Origin of the sequence: Shewanella zhangzhouensis, assembly GCF_019457615.1 — a bacterium.
Lineage (GTDB): Bacteria > Pseudomonadota > Gammaproteobacteria > Enterobacterales > Shewanellaceae > Shewanella > Shewanella zhangzhouensis.
Genome location: NZ_CP080414.1, coordinates 1,648,299 through 1,675,021, shown reverse-complemented (window position 1 = coordinate 1,675,021; position 26,723 = coordinate 1,648,299). Strand labels below are relative to the sequence as shown.

The 26,723-nt window shown below is 53.9% G+C and carries 18 protein-coding genes; 7 read left to right on the top strand and 11 right to left on the bottom strand.

All coding sequences use genetic code 11. The features are described from left to right. Together msbA and K0H63_RS07215 are read right to left on the bottom strand one after the other, a co-directional pair. Positions 1–1,800, bottom strand: coding sequence for a lipid A export permease/ATP-binding protein MsbA (gene msbA, locus K0H63_RS07220; protein ID WP_220067349.1), 1,800 nt, complete (start codon positions 1,798–1,800; stop codon positions 1–3). 33 nt (positions 1,801–1,833) lie between these two features. Beyond that, complete coding sequence (locus tag K0H63_RS07215) at positions 1,834–4,131, bottom strand: DNA internalization-related competence protein ComEC/Rec2 (RefSeq protein WP_220067348.1); 2,298 nt, start codon at positions 4,129–4,131, stop codon at positions 1,834–1,836. Positions 4,132–4,161: 30 nt separating this feature from the next. Here K0H63_RS07215 and K0H63_RS07210 point away from each other — a divergent pair, with 30 nt between their 5' ends. Further along, positions 4,162–4,671: a DUF2062 domain-containing protein gene (locus tag K0H63_RS07210; protein WP_220067347.1), complete on the top strand. Its 510-nt coding sequence runs from the start codon at positions 4,162–4,164 to the stop codon at positions 4,669–4,671. Positions 4,672–4,885: 214 nt separating this feature from the next. Here K0H63_RS07210 and lolE read toward each other — a convergent pair whose 3' ends face one another. From lolE to K0H63_RS07195, 3 genes are read right to left on the bottom strand one after another with little or no spacing between them, the layout of a single operon-like run. Next, the gene (lolE, locus tag K0H63_RS07205; RefSeq protein WP_220067346.1) at positions 4,886–6,148 is read right to left on the bottom strand and encodes a lipoprotein-releasing ABC transporter permease subunit LolE; all 1,263 of its coding nucleotides are present in this window, start codon (positions 6,146–6,148) and stop codon (positions 4,886–4,888) included. Continuing rightward, positions 6,145–6,834, bottom strand: coding sequence for a lipoprotein-releasing ABC transporter ATP-binding protein LolD (gene lolD, locus K0H63_RS07200; protein WP_220067345.1), 690 nt, complete (start codon positions 6,832–6,834; stop codon positions 6,145–6,147). The genes lolE and lolD overlap by 4 nt, the downstream gene beginning before the upstream one ends. 49 nt (positions 6,835–6,883) lie before the next feature. Continuing rightward, positions 6,884–8,113 carry a lipoprotein-releasing ABC transporter permease subunit gene (locus K0H63_RS07195; RefSeq protein ID WP_220067344.1) on the bottom strand — a complete coding sequence of 410 codons (1,230 nt, stop codon included), beginning with the start codon at positions 8,111–8,113 and terminating at the stop codon, positions 6,884–6,886. Between the two features lie 91 nt (positions 8,114–8,204). On the opposite strand from K0H63_RS07195, the gene K0H63_RS07190 reads away from it, so the two are divergent. The 3 genes from K0H63_RS07190 (at position 8,205) to K0H63_RS07180 (ending at position 13,491) form a co-directional block, all read left to right on the top strand. Then, positions 8,205–8,780: a hypothetical protein gene (locus K0H63_RS07190; protein ID WP_220067343.1), complete on the top strand. Its 576-nt coding sequence runs from the start codon at positions 8,205–8,207 to the stop codon at positions 8,778–8,780. Positions 8,781–8,848: 68 nt separating this feature from the next. Then, the gene (gene mfd / locus K0H63_RS07185) at positions 8,849–12,316 is read left to right on the top strand and encodes a transcription-repair coupling factor (RefSeq protein ID WP_220067342.1); all 3,468 of its coding nucleotides are present in this window, start codon (positions 8,849–8,851) and stop codon (positions 12,314–12,316) included. Continuing rightward, positions 12,316–13,491, top strand: coding sequence for a peptidoglycan binding protein CsiV (locus K0H63_RS07180; protein WP_220067341.1), 1,176 nt, complete (start codon positions 12,316–12,318; stop codon positions 13,489–13,491). Before mfd ends, K0H63_RS07180 begins: the two co-directional genes overlap by 1 nt. Here the strand turns inward: K0H63_RS07180 and K0H63_RS07175 are convergent. The 3 genes from K0H63_RS07175 to nagZ form a co-directional block, all read right to left on the bottom strand. After that, positions 13,482–13,757 carry an acylphosphatase gene (locus tag K0H63_RS07175; RefSeq protein ID WP_011759443.1) on the bottom strand — a complete coding sequence of 92 codons (276 nt, stop codon included), beginning with the start codon at positions 13,755–13,757 and terminating at the stop codon, positions 13,482–13,484. The genes K0H63_RS07180 and K0H63_RS07175 overlap by 10 nt on opposite strands. A 459-nt stretch (positions 13,758–14,216) precedes the next feature. Next, complete coding sequence (ycfP, locus tag K0H63_RS07170; RefSeq protein WP_220067340.1) at positions 14,217–14,759, bottom strand: alpha/beta hydrolase YcfP; 543 nt, start codon at positions 14,757–14,759, stop codon at positions 14,217–14,219. Between the two features lie 108 nt (positions 14,760–14,867). After that, positions 14,868–15,893 (bottom strand): beta-N-acetylhexosaminidase, encoded by a 1,026-nt coding sequence (nagZ, locus tag K0H63_RS07165; RefSeq protein WP_220067339.1) that lies wholly within the window; start codon positions 15,891–15,893, stop codon positions 14,868–14,870. Between the two features lie 339 nt (positions 15,894–16,232). Here nagZ and K0H63_RS07160 point away from each other — a divergent pair, with 339 nt between their 5' ends. Continuing rightward, a complete protein-coding gene (locus K0H63_RS07160) occupies positions 16,233–17,609 on the top strand; it encodes an L-serine ammonia-lyase (protein WP_220067338.1) in 1,377 nt (458 codons plus the stop codon). A 57-nt stretch (positions 17,610–17,666) separates the two neighbouring features. Here the strand turns inward: K0H63_RS07160 and cysB are convergent, their stop codons facing one another. Next, positions 17,667–18,641, bottom strand: a complete 975-nt coding sequence (gene cysB, locus K0H63_RS07155; protein WP_011759439.1) for an HTH-type transcriptional regulator CysB — start codon at positions 18,639–18,641, stop codon at positions 17,667–17,669. Between the two features lie 218 nt (positions 18,642–18,859). Here cysB and K0H63_RS07150 point away from each other — a divergent pair, with 218 nt between their 5' ends. Next, the gene (locus K0H63_RS07150; RefSeq protein ID WP_220067337.1) at positions 18,860–19,633 is read left to right on the top strand and encodes a hypothetical protein; all 774 of its coding nucleotides are present in this window, start codon (positions 18,860–18,862) and stop codon (positions 19,631–19,633) included. A 93-nt stretch (positions 19,634–19,726) separates the two neighbouring features. Here the strand turns inward: K0H63_RS07150 and topA are convergent, their stop codons facing one another. Further along, complete coding sequence (gene topA, locus K0H63_RS07145) at positions 19,727–22,345, bottom strand: type I DNA topoisomerase (RefSeq protein ID WP_220067336.1); 2,619 nt, start codon at positions 22,343–22,345, stop codon at positions 19,727–19,729. Positions 22,346–22,679: 334 nt separating this feature from the next. Here topA and astB point away from each other — a divergent pair, with 334 nt between their 5' ends. Continuing rightward, the gene (gene astB / locus K0H63_RS07140; protein WP_220067335.1) at positions 22,680–24,014 is read left to right on the top strand and encodes an N-succinylarginine dihydrolase; all 1,335 of its coding nucleotides are present in this window, start codon (positions 22,680–22,682) and stop codon (positions 24,012–24,014) included. Between the two features lie 232 nt (positions 24,015–24,246). Here the strand turns inward: astB and K0H63_RS07135 are convergent, their stop codons facing one another. Beyond that, positions 24,247–26,712, bottom strand: coding sequence for an Ig-like domain-containing protein (locus tag K0H63_RS07135; protein WP_220067334.1), 2,466 nt, complete (start codon positions 26,710–26,712; stop codon positions 24,247–24,249). Positions 26,713–26,723 lie beyond the last annotated feature (11 nt).

The following is a 26,723-nucleotide window of genomic DNA, read 5'->3' as shown; positions in this document are numbered from 1 at the left end:
TCAGCCAGTAAACTGCATCTGATAGAGTTTGGCGTACATCCCATCCTGCGCCAACAGTGACTTGTGGTTGCCGCGCTCCACAATACGGCCCTGCTCTATTACCAAAATCTCATCGGCGCTTTCGATGGTCGACAGGCGGTGAGCAATCACGATAGAGGTGCGGTTCTGACGCAGGTTTTCAAGCCCTTCCTGGATGGCCTTCTCGGACTCTGTGTCCAGTGCCGAGGTGGCCTCATCGAGGATGAGCACGGGTGCGTTACGCAGCATGGCACGGGCGATGGCGATACGCTGGCGCTGACCGCCGGAGAGCAGCACGCCGTTTTCTCCCACCTGGGTATCCAGGCCGCTGGGCAGCTTACTGATAAATTCCATGGCATGGGCCAGGGTGGCCGCCTGCTCTATTTGCTCGCGGGTAACCTCCCAGGGGCAGGCATAGGCGATATTATTGGCGATGGTGTCGTTAAACAGGGTCACCTGCTGACTGACCAGTGCCACCTGGCTGCGCAGGTTTTTAAGGCGGTAGTCCTCAACATTGACGCCATCGAGTTCGATAGCCCCCTGCTCAAGCCCGCCATAAAAGCGATTGATAAGGCTGGCAATAGTTGATTTGCCCGAGCCGGAACGCCCCACCAGCGCCAGGGTTTTACCCGGCGGCACATCAAAGCTGATACCGTCGAGGGCTCTGCTCTCCTGGCCTTCGTAGCGAAACGCCACCTCGTCAAAACGTACATGCCCCTTGACCCTGTCGGTTTCAAATGTGCCCTTGTCATGTTCGGCGGGTGTATCGAGCAGCTCAAATACCGTGGTACAGGCAGCAATACCGCGCTGGAATTCGGCGTTGACGCGGGTCAGGTTTTTGATTGGCTGCAAGGTTGCCATCATGGCGGCAAGCACAGTGGCAAAGGTGCCCGCAGTCAACTCACTCTTTAAGGCATCAAAGCTTGCGGCATAAAGTACAAAGGCCAGCGCAAAAGAGCCGATGATCATGATGGTGGGCTGGCTGATGGCCTGGGCCACGGCAAGCTTCATGTTCTGGTGGCGATTGTGGTCGTTAACCTGGGCAAAGCGCTTGGCCTCGGTGTCCTGGCCGCCAAAGGCCAGCACGTTTTTATGGCCCTTAATCATCTGCTCGGTCACGGCGGTGACACCGCCCATGGCACTTTGAATTTGACGTGAAATCTTGCGGAAACGGCGGCTGACGGTGGCGATAACCAACCCTATGATGGGACCCACAATCAGGATGCAGAGTGACAGCTTCCAGGAGTTGTAAAACATCAGGCCCAGCATGCCGATGACGGTTACGCCATCACGGACAATGGAAATAAGCGCGCTACCGGATGCCCGGGCGATTTGTTCGGTATCGAAGGTGACACGGGAAATGAGGTTGCCCGAGTTTTCCTTGTCGATGTAGCTCACCGGCAGGGTGAGATAATGCTCAAATACCTGCTGGCGCATGTCCATGATGAGCTTGGCACTCATGTAGGAAATACCATAGGTAGACACAAAGTTGGCCAGGCCCCTGAGGGTAAAAAGCCCCACTACAACGAAGGGCGCCCAAAAGAGTACGCTGTTGTTGGAATCAAAGCCGGATGACGTGCCCATGTCGACACTTCCCGACATGCCAACGCCAGAAAAGCCTTTATCAATAAAGGGTTGGATAAAAGCGATAAAGGTTGCGTCTACTGCACCATAGACCAAAAGTGCAATAACCGAGACGATAAAGATGGACTTCATGGGTTTGAGGTATCCCATGAGGCGTTTGAACACCGTCCAAACTTCCTGATTATGAGCTGTAGTCATTGATTCATCTGAGAGTATGACAAAGTCCGCATTCTACTCTGTAATCGGCCTGCCACCAACTCCAAAGACCCGGTTATACCAAAAAGGGGCCAGAGAGCCCCGATAGGTTTTCACTGTGATTTCATCACCAAGGTGCAGACTTATCTGGCCGGTATCCGCCACAGTAAACGTCTCACTGCCCTGGGACAGGTATCTTTGCAGCACCGCATCTTTGGGAAATCCATATCTGTTGTTGGCACCGGCGGCAAAGAGGGTGATAGCCGGCGCGACGCCCGCGATAAAAGCCGGCGTGGATGATGTCAGGCTGCCATGGTGGGGTGCCACCAGCACCCTGGCCTTCAGCGCCGCACCGCTGCCAAGGAGTCGCGCCTCTCCTTCGGCTTCAATGTCCCCGGGCAACAACAACCGCGAATGACCATCGCCAAGTGCAACCACACAGGAAGCGTTGTTGCCCACTCTGCCAACGGGTGAGTCTCCGGGCGACAGGACCTCAACCCACAAACTGCCAAGGGCAAACGCCTGAGGTCGGCAAGGCGCATGCTCCATCGCCTTGGTATCCCGGGCTGCCCGGGTATCGCTTATGAGTAAATCGATTGGCATCGCCCTGGCCAGTGCAGCGGCGCCACCGGCATGATCCTTATCTTCATGGCTTATAACCAACACATCGATGTGATGACGTCCCTTGGCGCGCAAAAATGGCACCAGGGTTCGCTCACCGTGGGAGAAGGTCTCACCAAAGGCCAATCCTGTGTCGTACACCAGTGTTTTATCCCGGCTAAACACCACGACGGCCAGCCCCTGCCCTACATCAAGTAAATGCACCTGCCATTGGGGAGCGCCTTTTACAGTGAGGGTCAGCAGTAGCGGCACCAGTAAGGAGGCGCTCACCCACTTAACACCCCGCGCCAACGGCAGAAACAACAAGGTAGCCCCTGTAATGGCAAAACACAGGGGCGCAATCAGCTGTACAGGCACGCTTATCCAGGCGCCGGGTAAGTGGTCACTGAGCTTAAGAAGCCCATCCAGCGGTATCAATGCCATGAGTGCGGGAGTAAAGGCCCAGTCGGCCACTATTCCAAAAGGCAGCAGGAGAATAAAAAGCACAAGTCCTGCCAACGCCAGCGGAATGGTCACCAGCGAAAACCAGGGCACCATCAGCAAATTAATCCAAAGGCTATGGACACTGACACCGCCAAAGAGCACCAGCTGCAATACCCCCAATCCGATACTGAGTGCCAGCTGCAGTGTCACCAGTGATATCAGATAGTGTTTTAACCGACCAGGGACACCCTCAAGGTGAACGGACTGCCGGGTCAATAGCGTCAAGATAATCATGATGGCGCCAAAAGACAGCCAAAACCCCGCTGACAGAGGTGACAGGGGGTCCAGAAACAGCACTGCAGCGAGGGCGTACAACAAGCGCTCCCAGGGCGAGGCAAAACGGCGACTCAGAGTAAGCAGCACCACCAATGCCAGCATGATAAAGGCCCGGCGGGTAGGAATGCCCATGCCCGCCAGCAGACCATAGAGCAGACACCCCAGGGTGGCTACTATCATGGCAATGACCAGATTACGTCTGTCCTGGCGCGGCGCAAACGAGGTCAACAGCTCCCGGCACAGCAGCAACAACCAGGCACCGAGCACCGACATATGCAGTCCCGAAATGGCCATCAGGTGCCCAGTGCCGGTATGCCTGAGTTGCTGCCAGGTCTGGGTATCTATGCCCTGCTGCTCCCCCGTCAGCAGTGGATACAGAAGCGCCTGCCGGGGTTTATCCGATATAGCCTGGCCAATGTGTTCAAGTAATAACCCGCGAAGCCCTGACGCCGCCGACACCTTTCTTGCTTCCAGCACTCTGGCCTTGATGCCCACATGGCGTGACAACAGGTAGCGCTGACCGTTGAATGCGCCTTCGTTGAGGGGGGAGGTGATAGAACGGGGGGCGAGACGAAATTCCCACTGCTCCCCGGGGCGAATTTGTTCAGTTGTTCGCCAGTTGAGCCGGATTTTGCCCTCAACAGGCCAGATTAATTTTGGTTTAACAAGGCGTATATCTATACTCTGCCAGTCGCCGCTGTCAGACACAGGTGCTATTATCTCGCCACGCACCCAGGAATCACCGGCTTGATACAGGTGGCTGTAATCGAACAGCATATGGGTGTACACAGCAACCCACGCCACGGCAGTCAGGGCTCCACTGAGCACAGGCAACTTGCGGTAACACCCCAATGCCACAAGCAAAAGCAGGCAGGCGGGCCAGGGCGGCAGCACTGGCCAGAGCAGCGATGAGATGACAAGGGCACAAAAGCCCAGCAGAAATGGGTTCTTCACAGCAGTAAGTTAAGACAGCATTATCCGCCTATGCCAAAAAAGCTCATCAAAAGGTTTATGCCGCACCCGGATGCACTGAAAGATCACAAGCATCTGAAGATGTTTGGCACCCTGTTGCATAAACCCAATCTATGGCACCTGAATCGCCGGTCGGCGCCAGGTGCGTTTGCCGTTGGGCTTTTTATGGCCTGGATGCCCATGCCATTTCAGATGGTTGCCGCCGCGGCCATGGCGATTTTCTTCAATGTGAATCTGCCGGTGTCTGTAGCCCTGGTGTGGATAACCAACCCGGTGACCATGCCGTTTCTGTTTTATATCGCCTATCAGGTTGGGGCCAGACTACTTGGCCACACACCCCAGCCCTTTGCCTTTGAAGCGAGCTGGCAATGGCTGGAGTCATCTCTGGCTACCATAGGCCCACCATTTCTGCTCGGTTGTCTGGTGCTTGGGGTGATCAGCGCCATTGTGGGCTTCTTTGTGATAAGCAACCTGTGGAAGTATTCGGTGCTCTTTAAGTGGAAAAATCGCGCTACACGCTAGAGGGTTATGACCCTCTTCAATGGCAGCAGGTCCTGAGCCACAAACAATAAACAGCTACTACCCCGGCAATCAGGCATGGTGACATTCGGCAATGAATGCTCCGGAGAGAATTGCGATTTCCCAGTTTCCGAATATAAAAAAACGCGCCCTGAAGGCGCGTTTTTTTATGGGTACTGACTCTGGTTGCTTCCTCGGGTTGCTTCCTCGGGTTGCGTCAGCGCCCCGCCAGGGCCGGTGCAGGCTCGGTAAGGCTCGCCTTGTAAGCTGGATAGAGGGTCGCCAACAGACTCATCAGCAGTGCCATTACAGCAACCACGGCAACATCCTGGCCATGAAGCTCTGAGGGCAGAAAGTCGATAAAGTAAACGTCGGATGACAACAGCTGCACACCAAAGGCGCTTTCAGCCGCCTTGGCGAGCCCGGACAGGTTCAGCGCCACCAGCACACCGGCGCTGACGCCAAGCAGAGTGCCAAGGAGTCCACTGATGGCGCCATGCACCATAAATACCAGCACTATGGCGCTGCGTCTTAGCCCCATGGTCATCAGGATGGCAATTTCCGAGGTTTTGTCCCGTACCGCCATCACCAGGGTGGAAACAATGTTGAAGCAGGCCACGGCTATTACCAGCGCCAGTACCAGATACATCAGGGTGCGCACCAGCTGAATGTCCTGATAGAGGTGCCCCTGAGTACGGGTCCAGTCACTCATGTACAGATATTGACTCTGGGTAAAGCCCAGCTCACGGATAAGCTTGGGGGCCTTGAACACATCGTCCACGGCGATGCGCACTCCGCTGACATCCTCCCCCATTTCCAGCACCCGCGCCAAATGGGTCATGGAAGCATAGGCTGTGACCAGCTCAAGCTCGCCGCCCAGATGATAACTGCCACGCACCACAAATCGGTGGCTGCGGGTAGCACCAAGCTTCCCGCTTTGGCGACCACTTAAATCCGGCACGAACAGTACCAGTGCGTCGCCTTCATTCAAGCCAAGCTTTTCCATCAGTGACTGACCGAGCACGATGGCATTTTCATCCTGAGCAATGGCTTGCCAGGCATATGCGGGCATATAATGCTCGATTCCCGAGACCTGCCCTTCCAGTGACGTGTCTATGCCCACCAGGCTCAGTCCCTGAAAACCGCCCTGGCGCTGTGCCAATCCCTGTAAGCGAATAAAAGGGGCTGCCCCGCGAATACCCGGGATTTTCGATGCATCGGCCACCATGGCCTGCCAGCTGTGTACCGGCTCGTTCACACCCACCAGCTCGGCGTGGGGTACCACGTCCAAAAAGCGCTCCCTGAGTTCACGCTCAAAGCCGTTCATGGCAGACAGGACAATAATCAGTACTGCCACCCCGAGGGCGATGCCTGCGGTGGAGGCAAAGGAGATGAAGCTGATAAAGCTGTTGGACTGGCGGGCACGGTAAAACCGAAAACCCAGCCACAGTGACAATGCAGCACCTGCCCTTGAACTCATTGGCGGGCTCCGGCGGTTAATTTGCCACTTTTCATCGACAGTTGTCTGTCCATTCGCGCGGCCAGCGCGTTGTCATGGGTCACCACCACAAAAGCGGTGCCAAGCTGAGCTGCCAGTTCACGAATAAGGGCATACACGGCTTCGCCGCTGGCGGCATCCAGGTTACCTGTGGGTTCGTCTGCCAATACCAATTTGGGTTGATTGATCAGCGCCCTGGCGATGGCGACCCGCTGACGCTCGCCGCCGGACAATTCAGATGGCGCATGGGACAACCTGTGACTCAGACCGACCCGCTCCAACAGGGCTTCTGCGCGGCCAAAGGCAGCCTTTTTATCCACCCCGGCAATGCGAGCCGGCATGGCCACATTCTCGAGTGCGCTGAATTCGGGCAACAAATGATGAAACTGATAGATAAAGCCGAGGCTGGCGTTGCGGATTTGCGCCTGGCGAGCCGCGCTCAAGCTATACAAATCTTCGCCTTCCAGCAGCACCTTGCCACTGGTGGGTTTATCCAGAGAACCCATGATGTGCAAGAGCGTACTTTTACCCGAGCCTGAGCCGCCCACAATCGCCAATTGCTCGCCGCGGTATACCGAAAGATCCACCCCGCACAGCACCTGGGTTTCCAGTTTGCCTTCCCGATAGGTTTTGCTGACGTTTTCGACCTTAAGCAGTATGTCTTGCATCTGTATTCTCTCTCACCGGCGCCACGCGCCTGAATGCCTTGGGCATAAATTATTCGTATCTGAGCGCCGAAGCGGGTTCCACCCGGGACGCCCTGAGTGCCGGGTACAGGGTCGCCAGCAGGGTAATGACCACGGTTCCTGTGACTATCAGCCACAGCTGCTCGGCAGCGATTATCACTGGCAGAGGCTGCCCAGCCCCCAGCACGGCAATGCCCAGGCTGCTTAGCAGGGGATTAAGATTAAGTGCCAACAACAGCCCTGCAATCAGACCAAGCACCAGCCCCAGTAAGGCATTCAGGGAACCCTGGGTCACAAAAATCCCCATCACGGCGCTGCGGGTCAGCCCCTGGGTCATCAGCACAGCCACATCGGTGGTTTTATCCACCACCATCATCACCAGCGCCGATACTATGTTAAAAGCTGCCACAGCCACTATCAGACTGAGCATCAGCGACGTCATATTCTTTTCCATTTTGACTGCGCCGAACAGGTGGCCGTAGCTGTCGCGCCAGTCATGGACCTTGAGCGCCTCGCCTGCCAATACCTGCGGCACAGCCTTCCCTATGGCTTCGGCCTTGAAGGGGTCGTCCAGATACAACCTCAGGGCATCCACCTTGTCCGGGGCTTTTCGCATCAAACGGCGGGCATCGTCGTAGTGGATAAAGGCCAGCTGGGCATCCACCTGAGATCCCATTTGAAACAGACCTGAGACGACAAACTTACGCTGGCTGGGTACTGGCCCCAGCGGTGAAAACACCACGCCTTCGCCGCTCAGCACCCGGATGGTGTCGCCCACCGCCACATCCAGCTCAGATGCCAGCTGCACGCCAAGGATTATCCGGTATTCACCGCTGATAAGGCTGTCGAAGGCGGGGGAATAGACGGTGGTGGTTCGGCTCGCAAGAGTGGATTCCACCTCCGGCAGGATACCGGAGAGCTGCACGGCACTGATGTTGCTGCTCGATTGCAGCATGGCCTGGGTCCCTGTTGATGGGCTTACGCCCACAATGCCCGGCAAGTGCGCTTGCAGCTCATCGGCGGTTTGACGCCAGTCGGCAAAGCCATCGTTTTTTTCGACAACGACCTGGGGTACGGCGCCTAGAATGCGCGTTTTGAGTTGCCCTTCGAGGCCATTCATCACCGAGCTGACCACAATCAGGGCGGCGACACCGAGGAAAATGCCACTCACGGCAAACAGAGTGATAAAGGAGGCGAAGGCATTGGCCTTGCGGGCCCGCCAGTAGCGATATCCGATAAGAAAGGCAGAGGAAGAAAACATGTGCGCTGCTGATGCCTTGGCTGTGCTTGCGTATTTATTTGAGTGGGCACGATAATAGGGGTATCTCACCTATAAATAAAGAGGCATGTCCTTGTTAGCCGATCCCAACGCCTATTTCAGTGTGACGCACGATTTCAATGCCTATTTGCTGCCGTTTGACGGCCCCATGCCGAGTGATGCCGAGCTGCTGGCCATGCGAAGCGTCGGCCTGCAACTGCTCAGTGACGTTAAAACCCTCGAAGCCGGGTGCTTATTGCATTTAAGGCAGCTCGATAACGAAGCCAAAGCCGTGGTGGACTTTTTGAAATTGCAGTCCCGTAAGGTAGACATGGTGCTGCACTACGTGTTGGAAAACGAGCAGCGCGATGGCAAACGCTACCGGGGCGTGAGCTTTGGCGGCAGTAATATTCGGGTTGAATCCCAGGGGGCTTTGCGCCCCGGCGAACTCTACAAGACCACGGTATACATTCGTGACGAGCTGATTGCCCTGGTCTGTATCGCCCGTGTTAGCTCAGTTAGCCACGAAGAGGGGCGTGAGCTTGCCGAGCTCGTTTATGAAGGCATACTCGAAGCCGACGTGGAACATCTGGTTAAAGCCAGCCTCAGCGTACAACAAAAGCAGTTAAAAGCGCGCAAACAGCAAGCACCACATCCCCTGGAAAGGTGACAAGCCTTAGTGCTTGCCTCTACAATGAGCGCCTGATTTTTAGTAAAAAAACCGGCAATCCAATCCGAATGAGCTCATTTACGGTAGACCGTCTTCCCAAGACTCCGGCCAAAGGCCGGGTGTCTGCTGTCAGGCTGCCTGGCGGCGTTGCCCGCGCCCTGACACTGGCCGAAATGACCTGCAGTTACGCGGGTACCACCCTGATAGTGACCAGCGACACGCCCACAGCCCTGGTGCTGGAGGCTGAGCTTGGTTACTTGCTCAAGTCCCGTGGTATCGATATTTGCCTGTTTCCCGACCGGGAAACCCTGCCCTACGACAGCTTTTCGCCCCATCAGGATCTGATTTCCCAGCGCCTCGAAACCCTGTCCAATCTGGAGCGTGGCAAGGGGCGGCTGGTTATCGTGCCACTCACGACCCTGATGGTGCGCTTGCCCCCCAAGGCGTTTTTGGCCGCCAATGTGCTTATCCTTAAAAAAGGTGACCGCTATCAGCTGCAGCAGATGCGACAGCATCTGGTCGACACAGGCTATCACCTGGTTGAGCAAGTATATGAGCACGGTGAATTTGCCATCCGTGGATCGATTCTGGATATTTTTCCCAGCGGCGCCAGTGAGCCACTGAGGATTGAGCTATTCGACGATGAAGTGGAGTCGATTCGCCATTTCGACCCTGAGACTCAGCGCTCCAGCGGCGAAGTAGATAGTATTCGCATGTTGCCTGCACGGGAGTTTCCCACCGACAGCCAGGCCATCGAAGGCTTTCGTCAGCGCTACCGCCGCACCTTTGAGACAGTCAACAACGCGGCCGAGTCGGTATACCAGTTGGTCAGCCGCAATCTGATGCCAGCCGGCATCGAAAACTACCTGCCGCTGTTTTTTGATGACACCGCCACCCTGTTCGATTATCTGCCTGAAGAGCTGCAAATCATCACCACAGGGGCACTGCATCAGGCGGCGGAACATCACCTGACTGAAATCCACAGCCGCTACGAAGACCGCCGGGTTGACCCGCTGCGGCCCTTGCTGCCGCCCAAGGCACTGTACCAGACAACAGAAGAGCTGTTTGCCCGTTTTAAGCTGTATCCCAGGATAGATTTGTCCGGTGATGAAGGAGATAAAGCCCTCGAAGCCACTCCCCTGCCCGATATACGTGCCAATCACAAACTCAAGCAACCGCTCGAGTCGTTGGCCAACTGGGCCCAGGCAGGTCAGCGCATCGCCTTTGTGGCCGAATCGGAAGGCCGCAGGGAAGCGCTGCTGGAACTCCTTGGCAAGGCAGGCCTAAAGCCCAAACTCTATGGTCATTTGGATGAGTTTCTGGCCTCAGACAGCCGTCACGGCCTGGTCGTGGCGCCGCTGGCTATGGGCTGTCAGCTCAAAATTGGCAAATCCCAGGTGGCTGTGGTCTGTGAAACCGAGCTTTTTGGTGAGCGGGTTTCCCAGGAGAGGCGCCGGGACAAACAGCGTCAGCTGAGTCAGGATGTGCTCATCAAAAACCTGGCCGAACTCAAGGTGGGTCAGCCAGTGGTACACCTTGAGCACGGTGTGGGCCTGTATCAGGGATTGGAAACCCTCGACACCGGTGGCCTGGTGGCCGAGTACCTCAAGCTCGAATACGCCGGTGGCGACAAGCTCTATGTGCCTGTATCAGCGCTGCACCTTATCAGCCGTTTTGCGGTGGGTAACGATGAGTCGGCGCCGCTCAATCGCCTCGGTAACGAAAGCTGGAGCAAGGCCAAGCGCAAGGCCATTGAAAAAATCCGCGACGTGGCGGCGGAGCTGTTGGACGTTTATGCCCGCCGCGAGGCTCGCCCCGGTGAACCCTGTACCCTGGATGAAGCCGAGTACGCGCAGTTTGCCCAGGGCTTCCCCTTTGAGGAAACCGTGGATCAGGAAACTGCCATCAAGGCGGTTATCGACGATATGTGCCAGCCCAAGGCCATGGACCGACTGGTGTGTGGTGATGTGGGCTTTGGTAAAACCGAAGTGGCCATGCGCGCCGCCTTCCTTGCGGTATCCAGCGGAAAACAGGTGGTGGTATTGGTACCCACCACGCTGCTGGCACAGCAGCATTTTGAAAACTTTAAAGACCGCTTCGCCGATTGGCCGGTACGTATCGAAGTGATGTCGCGCTTCAGAACCGCCAAAGAGCAGCAGGCAGTGCTGTCGGCCATGGGCGAAGGCAAGGTCGATATCGTGATTGGCACCCATAAGCTTTTGAATACCGAGCTTAACTTTGAGTCGCTCGGTCTGCTTATCATCGACGAAGAGCACAGATTTGGGGTACGCCAGAAAGAGCGTATCAAGGCCATGCGCGCCAATGTGGATATCCTGACCCTGACCGCCACCCCCATTCCCCGCACCCTGAACATGGCCATGTCAGGCATGCGTGACCTGTCTATTATCGCCACGCCACCGGCCAAGCGTCTGGCGGTTAAAACCTTTGTGCGTGAATACGACAAGGCCACAGTGCGCGAGGCGATCCTGCGGGAAATCCTCCGTGGTGGTCAGGTGTATTATCTGCACAATCAGGTTGAAACCATCGAAAAGACCGCGCAGGACATTCGAGAGCTGCTGCCCGAGGCGAGGGTCGTGACTGCCCACGGACAGATGCGTGAACGCGATCTGGAGCGGGTGATGTCGGACTTCTACCACCAACGCTTTAACGTGTTGGTGTGTACCACCATCATAGAAACGGGTATCGATGTCCCCAGTGCCAACACCATATTGATAGACAGGGCCGACCATTTCGGTTTGGCGCAGCTGCACCAGTTGAGGGGCCGCGTTGGGCGCTCCCATCACCAGGCTTATGCCTACTTGATGACCCCCCATCCCAAATTGATGACGGTAGATGCCCGCAAACGGCTCGAGGCCATTGATGCGTTGGAGGATTTGGGTGCGGGCTTTATGCTCGCGACTCAGGATCTGGAGATCCGCGGCGCCGGTGAACTGCTTGGCGATGAGCAAAGTGGCCATATTTCCAGGATTGGCTTCAGCCTCTATATGGAAATGCTGGAGGGCGCCGTAAAGGCACTCAAGCAGGGTAAAGAGCCATCGCTCAGGCAAATGCTGGGCGCTCAGTGTGAAATCGACTTACGGATCCCGGCGCTGCTGCCCGACGATTACGTAAACGATGTGAATATGCGACTGTCGCTCTACAAGCGGATTGCGGGCTGTGACACCGAAAAAGCCGTGGACGAAATGAAGGTCGAACTTATCGACCGTTTCGGCCTCTTGCCCGATGCCACCCGTAACCTGTTAACCATGACAGTACAGAAGCACAGGGCCACCCGACTGGGTGCCAGTAAAATCGAGATGCACGCCCGTGGCGGCAGTATTGAGTTTGGTGAAGAGCACAGGGTAGACCCCGGCTTTATCATCGGCTTGCTTTCGTCTCAGCCCCAAGTCTATCGTATGGACGGCCCCAATAAACTCAGGTTCACCATGCCTTGCGAAACCGCCAAGGAACGATTGGAACTCCTGGAACTGCTGCTGGAGCAGCTCGAACAACACAGCGTTGGAGAAGGAAAATAATGATCCGCAAACTTGCGATGAGCGCAGCTTTTTGTTTGCTGCCCCTGAGTCAGGCCATGGCAGAGTCCTGGTTTGAGGTCGAAGTGTTCCTGTTTGAGCGCAATCAGCCCAGTGCCGAGGAGTGGCCAGAGCAAACCCGCTTGCCGGCTTTTGCCAAGGGACGGGATTTAATCAGCCCTGTGTTGGTACCAAGGGATGCTTCATTGGTTCCCTGCTCCGAGGAAGAACGCCTTGTTGATAGCCTGCGTTGCGATGCCATGGATATTCAAATAGCGAGCTTTGTCCCCAGTTACCCAACTCCCATGCCTGTTAAGGTGGTCGCGCCATCCCAGATGGTGGCAGAACCCGGTGCCGGCGCCCTTTTGATGGATAGCACCAAACTGCAATTCAATGAGGCAGTGCAACAGCTTTCCCGGGAGTCCGGCGTCACTCCCTTGCTTCACATGAGTTGGCAGCAGGCAATGCAACCCAGACACGCCTCAACACCGGTTCGCTTATTCGGTGGAGAGAACTTTGCGGACCGATTCACGGCAATGGGCACTTTGCGGCCGCCACAGGACCCGGTAATGGAAGTCGGAGCCAACACCAATGCCTTTGGTCTGACGATTACCTCGGACAGCGCGCAATCAGTTACCCAGGAGATGTCCGGCTCAAACAGCACCGATCCTCAGGTACTGATTGCATCTGACGATACTGGGGTATCAGGCCAACTGCTGCCAGAGAATGGTCTGAACGGCACCAGTATGCTCAGAAACCGTGCCCCGGAGCCGGTATGGCAACTCGACGGCCTGCTTAACATTTATCTGAGTCACTATCTCTACATTGAAACCGATCTGGTGTTAAGAACCCCGGGTACCCGTAAAGTAGCGGTTGAAGATGAAGCATTGCAGAGCCAGAGCGACAGCCAGGCAGCAGGCGCATCTGCGGCCAAAACTGACCGGCAAATTGCATTTGAAGAGCAGCCGTTCCTGTTTGCCATTCCACTGATGCAAAACCGTCGGGTACGCAGTGGACAGGTGCATTACTTCGATCACCCCAAACTCGGCATGGTGATCCAAATTCGCAAGATGGCGCAGCCCACTGGCGCCGTGGATGTGGAAGAACCCGCCACCGAACCCGAGGGTGATGACACCCCCGAGGCAGACGTGATAAATCAGCAGCAGAATCAGGATTGAGTGATTGAGAAGTCGAGGTAGATTTCATCTGCCTCGTCTTCATTGACTTCGACCGCATTGACACTGGCGGCGGGTGACCCCTCCCAGCACCAATCGATGAGTTTTTCCACCAAGGGCGCACTTCCCTGGGCCAGAATTTGCACTGAGCCATCATCCATATTGGTCACATAACCCGTAACCCCCAGCTCCCTCGCCCGCTCCAGGGCAAACCGCCTGAAACACACGCCCTGTACCTTGCCCTTCACCCGAATCAGCACACGCCTCATGTGGTTCTCCACCTAAGTGATTGTGTAATGAGCATACGACATCAACCGGAACAAGGAAAATTGAAGCGGAATTTTATGAGGGGCAAAAAAAACAGCTAACAAAACTGCTGTTAGCTGCATCGGGCGACATACGCAATCGGTAGGTCCGTTAAGACCAAAATGCTTTCATTGATACGATTTGTTACAAACCCTATCAGGAAAGGCCGACACTCTACCGCCTGACTGTGAATTTTCAATGCCGGGATTTAGCCCAAAGATAAAAATGCTTTCATTTGTGATCTGCATCACAAATGAAAGCGCTTTTATCAAGACCGCGTACTGTATTTAAATGGCGCGATATGGTACGGAAGTTCTATTTATCTCATGCGCTCCAGGCTTAGGTTCTACGCACCTGAAAGCGACCACTACACCGCCAGAGATCTGACTGTCACGAAAACGGGTTGAAGAGCAAACCCGAGCTCAAGAAGCCGTCATAAAGGCCTTTATGGTTGCCAGGTGGCTGCCAAGCTCAGGGAATTTATGGGGCTGCTCATCATCCCAAACGATGGAATAAAAAGGTGAAAGCGTGGCTGCCGCCACCTTGCTGTCGAGCACTTCATCATGGCGAGAGAGAATACTCAGACAGCGCCCCTGATTCTTCTTTCGAAACTCGGTAACACACTTGGCGGCGATATCGGCGTATTCCTCCGGCCTGTCGATGCGTCCTACCATATTGTGCTCCGGCGTGAGATTGGGATTGATAAGCACCGCACGAATGCCGTTCAAGAAACCAATTCGCTCAGCCCAAAACGCCCCCAAGCCGACACCAAGGGCAATGACCTGCTGCTTATCTACCTCAGCCAATTCACGGGCAACATCATTCAGCATCTGCTGCATGTCGTATCTGGGATGCTCGGTGGAATAGCTAATCAGGCGCACGTCAGCATCGATAAATCGCAACTGGCGCATTTTTTCGTGATTGCCGGGACTGGTAGAGTCAAAACCGTGGAAATAGAGGATCATCAGAGAAGCCCACTGTGCTGTGATAGCTAAACCCTAACAGGGCAAGGGGCAGAAAAGTTTGCGCATCATCAAATAATGCGCAAACTTTGCGAACTTGGACGGACAGAGTTAAGGCTGATAACCAATGGACAGAGCAAGCTCACGGGCTTTTTCCCAACGTTCGTGGTTATCCAATGCCTTAATGGCTTTGATGGGATCAGGCCTGAGTGTGGCGACATTACGGCGCGCCCTGCCATCAATCTCACTCAGTGACGCGTGAGCGGCCAATACCGCCAAGGCGCCTTCGCGGTTATTACAGACTAAAATCATGTCACACCCCGCCGCCAGGGCCGCATGGGCTCGGGATGGATAATCGCCTGCAAAGGCGGCACCTTCCATCCCCAGGTCATCGGAAAATATCACGCCCTCAAACCCGAGCTCACCTCTGAGCTTTTCCTGTAACCAGAAAGACGAAAATCCAGCAGGATTGGAACACAGCTTGTTGTACACCACGTGGGCAGGCATGACACCATCTAGGCGCTGGGCACCAATCAGCTGTTTGAACGGCTGCATGTCAAAGTTGAGGATCTCACTTGCCTCGCGGCTATCCACAGGCATGGCCACGTGGGAGTCAGCCTTAACGCTGCCGTGCCCGGGGAAGTGCTTACCCACCGCCTTCATGCCGGCGCTTTCCATCCCGCGGATAAAGGCATCAGCAAGCTCGGTAATCTCATCTGGATTGCTGCTGAATGCGCGCCTGCCAATCACGTCACTGACGCCATTCACATCCAGTACGGGGGCAAAGCTTAAATCGATGTCACTGGCAAGGAGCTCCACCGCCATCAGAAAGCCCAGCTCCGTGGCCCAACGCTTTGCCACCGCTATATCCTGGCCAGCGGCCGGCAATATGTCACCCATAGCAGGGATTTGGGTGAATCCCTCACGAAACCGCTGAACCCGGCCACCTTCATGGTCGACGGCAATAAGGAGGTCGGGGCGAACCTGTCTGACGGACGCAATAAGGGCATTTAGCTGGGCGCGATTTTCAAAGTTGCGGCTGAACAGAATAAGACCGCCGGTCATGGGGGAAGCCAATAAGGCTTCTTCTTCACGCTCAAGTTGGGTGCCTGCAATATCAAGCATCAAAAAGCCCATAGATTCTCCCTATAAAAATTCATCACATGTCAGGCCAGTTGAACAAAGCCAATACATGCTCAATAAAAATCCGTACTGCAATAACGCTGTCTTAACGGTAATCCCGGCTCAAACATCAGAGGTTAGTCAGACTAATCCGAACCTGACTGCATAAAAATAACTAATGAAACTATCTCAAAGGATTGTGGGATACTTATCGGCTGCGGAGACTCATATCCCGAATTCTGCTGCCCTCACTACAGAGGAGACCAGCCGAGGTTACCGCAAAGCACTCCGGTGAGCGAGCAAGCATCGGACAGACGACTAAAATAACAACTACATCCAAACAGGGCCCAAGTTATGATCAGTGTATTTGACATATTTAAAATTGGAATAGGTCCTTCCAGTTCTCACACCGTCGGCCCCATGAAGGCTGGCAAAGAATTCGTTGCCCGTGTGGAAAGGATGGGCATGCTGGCACAGGTTGATGAACTGCGTGCCGAGCTGTTTGGCTCATTAGGCCAAACCGGTAAGGGCCACGGTACCGGCAAGGCCGTGATACTGGGCCTCATGGGTGAAGATCCTGAAACCGTTGATACCGACGCTATCGATGGCATTCTGGCCCAGGTGTCGAGTCAGGAAACCCTGACTCTGGCACAGGGTAAAACCGTCAAGTTTACCCGTGAAGACGGCATCATCTACCACAGACGCAAGACGCTGCCCGCCCATGCCAACGCCATGACTCTCTATGCCTTTGCCGGTGGTGAGTGTCTGTACCAGCGTACCTATTACTCGGTAGGCGGTGGCTTTGTGCTGGATGAAGATCAAATCGAAAGTAAGAACCCTTCACCCGCCACGCCCATCAAGGCAGCACCTTACGACTTCAACAGTGCCCAGCAGTTGCTGGAAATGTGCACGGATAATGGCTTGTCGATTTCATCCCTGATGATGCAAAACGAACTGACATTGGCCAGCGAAGAAGACGTTAAAGCGCGGCTGTGGCATATCTGGCAGACCATGAAAACCTGTATCGAGAAAGGCTACAAGAAGGAAGGTATGCTTCCGGGCGGGCTCAAGCTGCGTCGTCGAGCCCCTGGCCTTTATCGTCGCCTGCAAGCCGAAGGCCGTAACAACGTGGACCCACTGAATGCAATGGATTGGGTGGACCTGTTTGCGCTGTCGGTGAATGAGCAAAATGCGGCGGGCGACCGTGTGGTCACAGCCCCTACCAATGGTGCTGCGGGTATTATCCCGGCGGTGCTCTGCTATTTCGATACCTTTGTGCAGCAAGTCGACGTGGATATTTGCGCACGTTATCTTCTGACTGCCGCTGCCATTGGCATTCTTTACAAGAAAAACGCCTCTATTTCCGGCGCTGAAGTGGGCTGTCAGGGCGAAGTGGGCGTTGCCTGCTCTATGGCGGCCGCTGCGCTGACTGAAATCATGGGTGGCACGGTTGAGCATGTTGAGAATGCAGCCGAGATTGGTATGGAGCATAACCTGGGCCTCACCTGTGACCCGGTAGGCGGTCTGGTACAGGTGCCCTGCATTGAGCGTAATGCCATGGGTGCGGTCAAGGCCATCAACGCCTCGCGTCTGGCACTTCGTGGCGATGGCAATCACAAGGTGTCGCTCGACAAAGTGATTAAGACCATGATGGACACCGGCCGTGATATGCGCAGTAAATACAAGGAAACCGCCAAGGGTGGCCTGGCAGTGAACATTGTTGAGTGTTAATTCTCACTCCATAAAAAATCCCGCTTAGTGCGGGATTTTTTATGGGTGTAAACCAACTCAGCGAATAGGCAGTTCTCTGTCGGCAAACATCTCTTCGATGAGTATAGGGTCACGCAGAGCCACGGCTTTTTCAACCACATCCCGGGTAAGATGGGGCGCAAAAAGCTCAATAAAGTCGTACATGTAGCTTCTGAGGAAACTGCCCTTTCGAAAGCCAATCTTGGTGGTGGAATGCGCAAACAAATGACTGGCATCGATGGCCACCAGGTCTCGGTCGATATTGGGGTCAATGGCCATTGACGCCAGCACCCCAACACCGAGTCCCAAGCGAACATAAGTCTTTAGCACATCGGCACTGGTGGCAGAAAACACCAGCCTTGGCTCCAGACCCGCGCGATTGAATGCCCGTTCAATCTCTGACGCACGGTCAAAACCGAACACATAGGTTACCAGTGGATAACGGGCCAACTCTTCGATACTGATTTGGCTGCGTCCGGCAAGGGGATGATCCCGGGTTACCACGATGGAGCGATTCCAGTGGTAGCAAGGAAGCATGATGAGATCTGAATAAAGATGCATAGCTTCTGTGGCAATGGCAAAGTCTGCTTCGCCACGGGCAGCCAGCTCACTGATCTGTGTGGGTGTACCCTGGTGCATATGCAGGTTCACCTTGGGATAGCGTTTGATAAAGCCCTTGATGATGTGAGGCAGCGCGTATCTTGCCTGGGTATCGGTAGTGGCAATATTCAGCTCGCCCTGATCCGGCTTTGTGTACTCTTCGGCGACTTTTTTGATACTTTCAACTTTACCCAGAATATCGTTGGCAATGGCTATCACCTGCTCACCCGCCGGTGTTACGTGTGTTAAATGCTTGCCACTGCGGCCAAAAATCTGGATCCCCAGCTCATCTTCGAGCATGCGTACCTGTTTACTGATCCCCGGCTGTGAGGTGTAGAGGTTTTCTGCCGTGGCGGACACGTTCAGGTTATGGTTAACCACTTCGGCAATGTATCTGAGTTGTTGAAGTTTCATCTCGCTTCCTTAGCCACTCCCAAGGGGCGGGAGGCCAATCTTCAGCTGGCTATCTATAATCATGGGTTATAGTACACCGATTAAATTAAATCAAACAGGAATAACAAAACCCAATCGCCCAATTTGAGCGACATGTCCCCCAAGCTGCGCTAAGATATCTATGCTAGTTTATTGATTTATTGTAGCATTGGCTGAATTGTAACAATAATGGACGACCTATGTTATTAATGATCCTGCTCGCCTGTGGGGCCTTGTTGCTGCTCATTATTGGAGTCAATGTCGTTCAGCAGCAAAAGGAACGTGCAGAGGCCGAGCGGCGTACAGAAGTTGCACGGCAACGGGCGATTATCGATGAGACCGAAGGCGTACTTTCCAACACAGGTATGTTTCCCTGCAGCACCCATGTGGTGATGGTGCTTTATCGACGCATCCAGGAAGCCCTGGCGGTGGCAGTCGATCTGAGTTCGGGGCAACCCAAGTCCGATTACCAACGTCGATTAATTGATGTGCAGAGCCAAATCGAAGGCATGAAAGGTGCCTTGAATGTACCGCCCGTAGAAAGCTTCCGCTTACCGGATAACGACAAGCAAATTCTGGTGATTGTGCAAACCCTCAAAAAACTCAAAGCCATACTGAGAGCAGAGCACAATAAAGGCAAAGTCGACCCCATGATATTTGCCGATGAAGAGGCCCGGGTAGACAGCCTGCAACTGCGTATCAACGTCGAATCCATGATTTCCCGCGCGAGAGCTGCCTGTTACATGAAACAGTACGGCTCTGCCAAGCAGATGGTGACCAAGGCGCTTTCAACCCTGCACGCGATTAAGGCGCAGACACCCAACGATCCTTTTATTGGTCGCAAAGTTGATGAAGCCAAACAGTTGCTTGATGAAATCATGGGAGCACAGAAACTGTCCCAGCCAAGTGCGCCCAGCTCCCGCAAAGAAGGCGACGATTTGGATATGCTGTTCCAACCCAAAAAGAAATGGTAACGCCTGCACTGATTAGATCTGTTCCATAAAAAATCCCCGCATTGCGGGGATTTTTTATGTGGCAACCTGATATTCGTTGCCCGGTAAAGCGCCTTACTTGGACTCAACCCATTTACCATCTTTGAAGTGAGCACTCCAACCTGTGGCTTTACCATTGACTTCAGTGGCCACATATTGCTCTTTGGTCTTACGGCTGAATTTCACCAGCGCCTTATTACCTTGGGCATCCTCAACAGGCGCATCCGCCAGATACTGATACTTGGGCCACAGGGCTTCACGGTACTTCTTCAGTTCTTCAACCAAAGGCGCGCGGGTTTCCCGTGAGCGCGGGAAAGTACTGGCCGCAAGGAAGATCCCTGCAGCGCCGTCTCTGAGCACAAAATAGGCGTCAGACTTGGTGCATTTCAGCTCCGGAAGATGGATAGGATCTTCCTTCGGTGGCGCAGCTTCCCCATTTTTAAGGAGCTTACGGGTATTTTTACAGCTCTCGTTGGTACAGCCAAAATACTTACCGAATCGGCCGTTTTTTAGCTCCATATCGCTGCCACAGCGGTCGCACTCGATGATGGGGCCTTCGTAGCCTTTAAGCTTAAATGCGCCTTTTTCAACCTCATAGCCGTCACACTCGGGATTATTACCGCACACGTGAAGCTTTCGGGTTTCATCCAGCAAGTAAGAGTCCATGGCCGTGCCGCACTTACTACAGCGATGCATAGCTCTAAGCGCATCGGTCTCGGCATCTTCACTGCTGTCGCTGATGGCTTCTTCACCCGGCGTCAGATTCAGGGTCGTCTTACAACGCTCTTTGGGGGGCAATGCATAACCCGAGCAGCCCAGGAACACACCTGTTGTGCCGGTACGGATCCCCATTTGGCGGCCACAGGTGGGACAGGGAATATCTGTCAGCACCATTTGATTGGGACGCATACCACCGGCATCGGGTTCAGCCTCGGCTTTCTCCAGCTTGGCGGTAAAGCCACTATAAAAACCATCCAGCACGCCTTTCCAGTCTTTGTCGCCCTTGGCAACATCGTCCAGAGTCTGTTCCATTCCCGCTGTAAAGTCGTAGTTCATCAGCTCACTGAAGCTTTCGACCAAACGCTCGGTGACAATCTCACCCATCTTTTCGGCGTAGAAACGGCGGTTTTCCACCTTCACGTAGCCACGGTCCTGAATGGTCGAGATGATGGCTGCGTAGGTTGATGGACGGCCAATGCCGCGCTTTTCGAGCTCTTTTACCAGCGAGGCTTCGCTGTAACGTGCAGGAGGCTTGGTAAAATGCTGCTTGGGATCCAGCGCCTTGAGCGAGAGCGTATCACCCACCTGAACATCCGGCAGGGTGTTGTCTTCTTCGTTCTTTTTCTTCAGCGCAGGCTGTACACGGGTCCAACCATCAAATTTGAGAATACGGCCGCTGGCCTTAAGCTCATAATCGCCAGCTTTGGCAGTTAAGCGGGTTGCATCGTAAACGGCAGGTGTCATCTGACAAGCCACAAATTGCCGCCAAATCAGCTCATAGAGGCGCTGTGCGTCCCTTTCCATATCGGTCAGGGTGGCAGATTCTACCTTAACGTTTGAAGGACGTATGGCTTCGTGAGCCTCTTGTGCACCTTCTTTGCTGCCGTAACGTATTGGAGACTCGGGTAGATACTTACTGCCAAATTCCTTTTCAATGTGCGCGCGCACATTTTCCAGCGCTTCCTGGCTCAAGTTGGTTGAATCGGTACGCATATAGGTGATGTGGCCGGCTTCGTAGAGCCTTTGGGCCAGCATCATGGTCTTCTTCACCCCAAAGCCCAAACGGGTGCTCGCCGCCTGTTGCAGGGTGGAGGTGATAAAGGGAGCGCTTGGCTTACTGGAGGTAGCCTTGTCCTCACGATCTGTGACGGTGAAAGCCGCTTTTTCGAGCGCATTAACCGCAGCCATGGCCTCTGACTGGGTAACAGGTTCAAAAGCTTCATTCCGACAGCGACTGACCTCCATCACTAACTCAGCTGCCGCTGGTGTACTCAGAGTGGCGTGAACGTCCCAAAACTCTTCCGGCACAAACGCCTTGATTTCGGCTTCACGCTCAACCACCAATCGCACAGCAACCGATTGTACGCGACCGGCCGATAAGCCCCGGGCCACCTTTTTCCACAGCAAAGGCGACACCATAAAGCCCACGACACGGTCGAGGAACCGTCTGGCCTGCTGGGCATTAACCATATTGGTATTCAAATCAGTGGGGCGGCTGAAGGCCTCCTGAATGGCGCCTTTGGTAATTTCGTTAAATACCACGCGCTTGTATCTGGATTCATCACCACCTATCACTTCCTGCAAATGCCACGCAATGGCCTCCCCTTCTCTATCCAAGTCGGTTGCGAGATAGATTTGGTCGGCGCTGCTGGCGAGAGATTGCAGTTCTTTGACCACCTTCTCTTTACCGGGGAGTACCTGATAGTTGGCTCGCCATCCATGTTCGGGGTCAACACCCATACGGGCAACCAAGGCTTGCTTATCCTTTTGTGCCTTGTATTTGGCCTTGTCTTCAGGATTCATCTTGCGAACTTCGGCAGCTGACTTGGTGCTGGCTTTGCCTTCGGCGGCAGACGAGGTTGGCAGATCACGAATGTGGCCAACACTCGATTTCACAATAAATTCTTTACCAAGATACTTGTTGATGGTCTTGGCTTTCGCCGGCGATTCGACAATAACGAGCGATTTACCCATAGCTTAATTTGCGCCAAAAGTCTCGAGAAGGTAGAAATTGGCACCATATATAGAGGGTTGAAACGGCAGTTTCAAGCGCTTCCCTCAGATATCTGGACCAGCGAGTCACTTTTTAATCAATAATGAAAAAAATGTTTAAAAATAACTTTGCGTAATTAAAAACTAATATTTCATATTCCGCCAGCAAGCAAGCAATAGTTATGCAAATCTGGCAATTGTCACGACTTTTGCTGTCTTTGGGCAACTTGTGAAGCAGGATTGTCCCAGTATACTGAGGCCTTCATCACAAAAAATCGATACAAGAACTAAGCTCGAGCCCTACTGAGGACAAGCAATGAAGCACTTTGAAGCAAACTTTGATGGACTGGTTGGCCCTACTCATAATTATGCCGGTCTGTCTTTTGGTAATGTCGCCTCCCAAAGCAATGCCGCCCAAGTTTCAAACCCCAAAGACGCTGCCAAGCAAGGCCTGAAAAAAGCCAAGGCATTAGCCGATATGGGCATGGTGCAAGGTATGTTGGCCCCCCAGGAGCGCCCGGATATTCATACACTGCGCAGAGTAGGTTTCACGGGCTCTGACGCCGATGTGCTCGCTCAGGCAGCCAAAGCCTCACCTGTGCTGCTGCAAGCCTGCGCCAGTGCGTCCAGCATGTGGACCGCCAACGCGGCGACCGTTTCTCCCAGTGCCGACAGTGACGACGGAAAGCTCCACTTCACACCGGCAAACCTGGTCGACAAGTTGCATCGCAGCATTGAGCCTGTCACCACAGGTAATATATTGAAAGCCATTTTTACCGATGAGCGGTACTTTGCTCATCACCAACATTTACCAGAGCACCCACATTTTGGTGATGAAGGTGCCGCAAACCATACCCGTCTTTGTCATGATTATGGCAAAGCCGGCGTGGAAGTCTTTGTCTATGGTCGCAGCGTTGCCGACCTGTCCCGTCCCGCACCGGTAAAATATCCGGCCAGGCAAACGCTGGAAGCCTCGCAGGCCGTTGCCAGATTACATCAGCTCAGCGATGACCGCACAGTCTACATGCAGCAGAATCCCGATGTTATCGACCAGGGCGTCTTTCACAACGATGTGATTGCGGTGGGTAACCAAAATGTGCTCTTTTATCATGAGCAGGCTTTTTTGGAGACCCAGGCAAAACTCGCTGAAATTGATAAAAAAATGCATGGCAACACGCATTTTATCGAAGTCCCCACCGCTAAGGTGAGTGTACAGGATGCGGTGAAGAGCTACCTTTTCAATACGCAGATAATTACCCTGAGTGACGGTAACATGGCTATCATTGCCCCCACCGATTGCCAGGAAAATCCAGCGGTCCACGCTTATCTTAATGAGCTCGTCACCCTGAATACCCCCATCAAGGCGGTACATTATTTTGATGTGAAGCAAAGCATGCAAAATGGCGGTGGCCCAGCCTGCCTGCGCCTGCGGGTCGCCATGAACGAGACCGAATTGGCCGCGGTGAACCCACAGGTGATGATGAACGATGCGCTCTTTGCCCGCCTTAACCAATGGGTCGATAAACATTATCGCGACCGCCTGAGCACCCAGGATTTGGCAGATCCGCAGCTACTGATGGAATCACGTACCGCGCTTGATGAGCTGACGCAAATCATGAAACTTGGCAGCGTGTATCAATTCCAGCGTTAATACAGATTTTGGCTGAATACCGGACAGAAGCCGCTGCAGAAGCGGCTTTTTATCACGTCTTTTTGTCATTTCTGAACTCTCACGAGCAGCTAATCAGTAAGACCGTCCGGAGCACGGTTTAGATTTGTGCTCAGTCCCCCCCTGAGCCTTCGCACGTGATTATGAATCAGTAAAAAGAAAGGCCACTCTTACAAGTGGCCTTTTCGTACTTATTTAGCTTGTAAACTTTAGATTAATAGATGTTTACGGGGACTGTCAGTACCTCGGTAGCCGTACCGCCTGGGGTGGTAACAGTCACAGAGAACACACCGCTTTCGGGTTGGTCTGCACCCTTCACTGTCACAGAGAATTGTCTCGCACCATTGTAGTTACTGCTGGGCCAGGTGTAACTGGCAGTGCTGGCGATAGAACCTGCGGAAGTAGTAAATCGAACAACAGTTCCCGCTGGCATCTGCTGATTGTGCAAATCAGAGATTGCAAAGACCACAGATGCTGTCGATTTACCGTTAATGTCGATGCTGCCACCGGTTGACACACCATCACGGTCGTCGATCACCACATCATCAGCTGCGGTGGCAAAAGCCTCACTGCCTGACATCACCATTACCAGACTGCGCCTTACAAAGAGTGACTGAGCATCACTGCTGGCACAACCTGCATGGGCAGGCTCAGAGCAAAGCACGCCATTATACTTGCCATCGGCAACATCAAATTGACCGTCTACGTCGAAGTCAACAAGCTCTTCATTCTCACCACCGGTTTGGCCACCCGCTTGCTGAGGGTTGAATACGCCATCTTCGTTATGGTCGACAAAGGCATCTGCCAAATCATAGCTGTCGCCGCTGACATCGGTTCCATTCAAGAAGGCATCCATTTCTGCAGCATCAAAGCGGCCGTTACCGTTGGTATCAGGGAAAGACTCTTCACCCACAGCCGTGGCTGTGATGGTTGCCCGGCCGCCGAACTTCTGGCCATAGAAGCCGTAGTAGCGACCGCCATCTTCCACCAACACAGGCGTTGGATTACGAGCCATGGCACCCGAACCGTCAGTAATCTTAACGCCGTCAGGTCTGGCATTTTGACTGCGCCATACTACAGTACAGCCACCATTTGCTGTGGTACAGGAAGGGTCGATTGAACCGCCTTCAGTGGTGAAATACACCGCTGTTCCATCCGGTACAGGGTTGTTAAAGGCATCTGCAAGACGCGCTGTCACCTTCACTTCTGTGCCATCGATATCCCAACCTTCAGCATTCAGGACTTCGGCGGACAAAGAGAAGCTGTCCTGATCGGGCTTACCGGTAGAAATAACCAGCACACTGGATTGGCTCGAAATTAGTGGGTTGGTACCGTCAATCGATGCTGTTACGCGCACGGTCGTTGCCACTGCACCGGAAGTTACCACTGTTTGGGCAATGCCCTGACTATTGGTAGTGGCTGTTGCAGGGCTCAACGTCAGGCCACCAACAGAGGTGTTTAACGTGAATGACACAGCCTTGTTGGCCACCGGATTGCCGTTGGTATCAAGTACCTTGAATTTCACCGTGGATGACTCATCACCACCGGTTCCCTTGATACTGATATTTTCGGGCGTTGCACTGACAAAAACGATACTTCCGGCATCCGCAGCAAGCACATTCAATGTGCCAGTCGCTGACAGATTCTTACCGCCAACATCTGCTGAGACACTGATATTGTCATCACCCACACAACCTTTCGCCAGATAGGTACTTGTCGCGATACCACCAACGGCTGTAATTGGGCTACTGAGTTCAGCCTGGCCCTTGGTAGCACAGGTTGACGAGAAACTGACACTGACAGGTTCGGTAAAGAGGATACCCTGATCATCTTGAAGCTTGATAGAGACCGTCGCAGTGCCACCGGCAGAAATGGTACTGGCGCTCACCGACGCCTTACCTGCAATAAAGTCGCCTTCGGCCGTTCCCATCAGCACGTTGCTCGCGCCAATAACAAACACTTTCTGGCCACTTTCACCGGTGGACAGGCTTGCTGTAGCTTCAGCAGCACCTGGCTGACTACCGGCATAAATATCGACACTGGCCTTACCGTTCGCATCCGTAATCGCGGTTTTAATCGGTAGATCGCCAAGGGATGAGTTGAATGTGACAATAACGGTCTTGGAAATACCAGACACAGTGGCGACCAACTTGCCGGGCTTAGTGCTCGAAATGGTATCGGTCGGCGCACCATCAGCATCGGTAAGCGTCAGGCTGACCTGAGCCTCACCACCGGTGGAGCTTCCACCGTCACCTTTCATGGTAAAGCCAACTGGCTCACTGGACTCACCGGTATCGACACTCGCAGTGACTGTTCCTGCCCCGGCGATATCAGCGGTACTCAGAGTAATAGTGGCGTTACCCTCTGCATCGGTGAGGGCGGTACCTGTGGATGGGGTAAAAGTGCCTAAAGATGCGTTATTCAGTTTAAAGGTGACCAATTTTCCAGCTTTTGCACCAGAAAGTGATCCTTTAACATTTGCAGTCACTGTGGCCGGTGTATCTATGCCAATTGTGCTGTTGGAAGAGCTAAATGTTATAGCTGCTGTGACCGTAATTGTGTCTGTTGGAGGCGTACCACCATCCCCTCCCCCTGTATCTGAAATCGAACCACCGCCCCCGCAGGCTATCAATAAAAACGAGAGGAAGGTGGCCAACCATAACTTAAACGCTGACTTCATTGTCAGACTCC

What these genes read in the sequence shown, in the direction of transcription:
- msbA (WP_220067349.1), bottom strand. Translation starts at nt 1,800, where the DNA reads ATGACTACAGCTCATAATCAGGAAGTTTGGACGGTGTTCAAACGCCTC.
- K0H63_RS07210 (WP_220067347.1), top strand. Translation starts at nt 4,162, where the DNA reads ATGCCAAAAAAGCTCATCAAAAGGTTTATGCCGCACCCGGATGCACTG.
- lolE (WP_220067346.1), bottom strand. Translation starts at nt 6,148, where the DNA reads ATGAGTTCAAGGGCAGGTGCTGCATTGTCACTGTGGCTGGGTTTTCGG.
- lolD (WP_220067345.1), bottom strand. Translation starts at nt 6,834, where the DNA reads ATGCAAGACATACTGCTTAAGGTCGAAAACGTCAGCAAAACCTATCGG.
- K0H63_RS07195 (WP_220067344.1), bottom strand. Translation starts at nt 8,113, where the DNA reads ATGTTTTCTTCCTCTGCCTTTCTTATCGGATATCGCTACTGGCGGGCC.
- mfd (WP_220067342.1), top strand. Translation starts at nt 8,849, where the DNA reads ATGAGCTCATTTACGGTAGACCGTCTTCCCAAGACTCCGGCCAAAGGC.
- K0H63_RS07180 (WP_220067341.1), top strand. Translation starts at nt 12,316, where the DNA reads ATGATCCGCAAACTTGCGATGAGCGCAGCTTTTTGTTTGCTGCCCCTG.
- K0H63_RS07175 (WP_011759443.1), bottom strand. Translation starts at nt 13,757, where the DNA reads ATGAGGCGTGTGCTGATTCGGGTGAAGGGCAAGGTACAGGGCGTGTGT.
- ycfP (WP_220067340.1), bottom strand. Translation starts at nt 14,759, where the DNA reads ATGATCCTCTATTTCCACGGTTTTGACTCTACCAGTCCCGGCAATCAC.
- nagZ (WP_220067339.1), bottom strand. Translation starts at nt 15,893, where the DNA reads ATGGGCTTTTTGATGCTTGATATTGCAGGCACCCAACTTGAGCGTGAA.
- K0H63_RS07160 (WP_220067338.1), top strand. Translation starts at nt 16,233, where the DNA reads ATGATCAGTGTATTTGACATATTTAAAATTGGAATAGGTCCTTCCAGT.
- cysB (WP_011759439.1), bottom strand. Translation starts at nt 18,641, where the DNA reads ATGAAACTTCAACAACTCAGATACATTGCCGAAGTGGTTAACCATAAC.
- K0H63_RS07150 (WP_220067337.1), top strand. Translation starts at nt 18,860, where the DNA reads ATGTTATTAATGATCCTGCTCGCCTGTGGGGCCTTGTTGCTGCTCATT.
- topA (WP_220067336.1), bottom strand. Translation starts at nt 22,345, where the DNA reads ATGGGTAAATCGCTCGTTATTGTCGAATCGCCGGCGAAAGCCAAGACC.
- astB (WP_220067335.1), top strand. Translation starts at nt 22,680, where the DNA reads ATGAAGCACTTTGAAGCAAACTTTGATGGACTGGTTGGCCCTACTCAT.
- K0H63_RS07135 (WP_220067334.1), bottom strand. Translation starts at nt 26,712, where the DNA reads ATGAAGTCAGCGTTTAAGTTATGGTTGGCCACCTTCCTCTCGTTTTTA.